At 62.1% G+C, this 1,259-nt stretch carries 2 protein-coding genes; both read left to right on the top strand.

Annotated elements, in window-relative coordinates:
* Positions 1-69: 69 nt before the first annotated feature.
* Positions 70-354 carry a transposase gene (locus BLS52_RS18960; protein WP_139186302.1) on the top strand — a complete coding sequence of 95 codons (285 nt, stop codon included), beginning with the start codon at positions 70-72 and terminating at the stop codon, positions 352-354.
* Complete coding sequence (locus tag BLS52_RS18235) at positions 246-1,217, top strand: IS3 family transposase (protein WP_245702949.1); 972 nt, start codon at positions 246-248, stop codon at positions 1,215-1,217. Before BLS52_RS18960 ends, BLS52_RS18235 begins: the two co-directional genes overlap by 109 nt.
* Positions 1,218-1,259: the final 42 nt, after the last annotated feature.

The following is a 1,259-nucleotide window of genomic DNA, read 5'->3' as shown; positions in this document are numbered from 1 at the left end:
GGGACTGCTGAAGGTTTGGTTGACTCCTGACCTGTGAGGATTAACCTCGCGGGTGGAAGGATGTTCATCATGCCCAAGGCCTTTCCCGAAGAGTTCCGCCGTGACGTGATCGCGGTTGCCCGCAAGGGCGAAGCACCCCTGACCACCATCGCCAAGGACTTCGGCGTTTCACCGGCCGCGCTGCACCGCTGGCTGAAGAAAGCCGACGAGGAAGACGACCCCAAAACCAGGGCAGCGAAAGAAGAATCCGCCGAACTGCGCGAAGCGAAAAAGCGCATCAAGCTTCTGGAACAGGAAGCCGAAGTCATGCGCCGGGCAGTCGCCTATCTGTCCAGGGACGTCAACCCAAAATGATGTTCCCGCTGGTCCTTGACCTTGCCGCTGACGGTGTTCCCGTCGCGGTGACCTGCCGGGTACTGAACTTCTCCAAACAGGCCTTCTACAAGTGGAAGGCCAACCCCGTCTCGGCCCGAGACTGGGAGGAAGCGCACCTCATCAACGCCGCGATCGACGTCCACGCCGATGACCCCGCATTCGGGTACCGGTTCATCGCCGATGAGCTCAACGCCGGCGATGGCCCGGTGGCCAGTGAACGCCGGATCTGGCGGCTCTGCTCGACGAACGGGATCCTTTCGGTCATCCACCGCAAACGGGTCGGAGGGCGCCAGGCAGGACCGCCGGTCCACGATGACCTGCTCAACCGCGATTTCAGCGCCGCGGCACCGGATACGAAGTGGGTCACGGACATCACCGAGCACCCCACCGCGGAGGGCAAGCTCTACCTGTGCGCGATCAAGGATCTGTATTCGAACCGGATCGTGGGCTACTCCATCGACGGCCGGATGAAAGCCTCCCTGGCCGTAGCCGCGCTGAATCACGCCGTGGCACTCAGGAGCCCGTCAGCGGCCGTGGTGCACTCCGACCGGGGCAGTCAGTTCCGGTCCCGCAAGTTCGTCTCCGCACTGCACGCCAGCGGCTTGAAGGGCTCGATGGGCAGGGTCGGTGCATGCGGCGATAACGCGGCCATGGAATCGTTCTTCGCCCTGCTGCAGAAGAACGTGCTGAACCGGAAACGGTGGGAAACACGCCAAGAACTACGCCTCGCCATCATCACCTGGATCGAGCGAACCTACCACCGCCGGCGACGGCAGAAAGCCCTCGGTAAACTAACCCCGATCGAGTTTGAGACAATCAACAACATGGCGCTAGCCGCCTAGAAACTATCAACCCCACGAGTCAACCAAAACGTGGGCAGTCCC

Origin of the sequence: Arthrobacter subterraneus (genome assembly GCF_900099735.1) — a bacterium.
Classification (GTDB): Bacteria; Actinomycetota; Actinomycetes; order Actinomycetales; family Micrococcaceae; genus Arthrobacter_D; species Arthrobacter_D subterraneus.
Note: the sequence above shows the minus strand (reverse complement) of the source record. Positions and strands in the feature narration are given on the sequence as shown.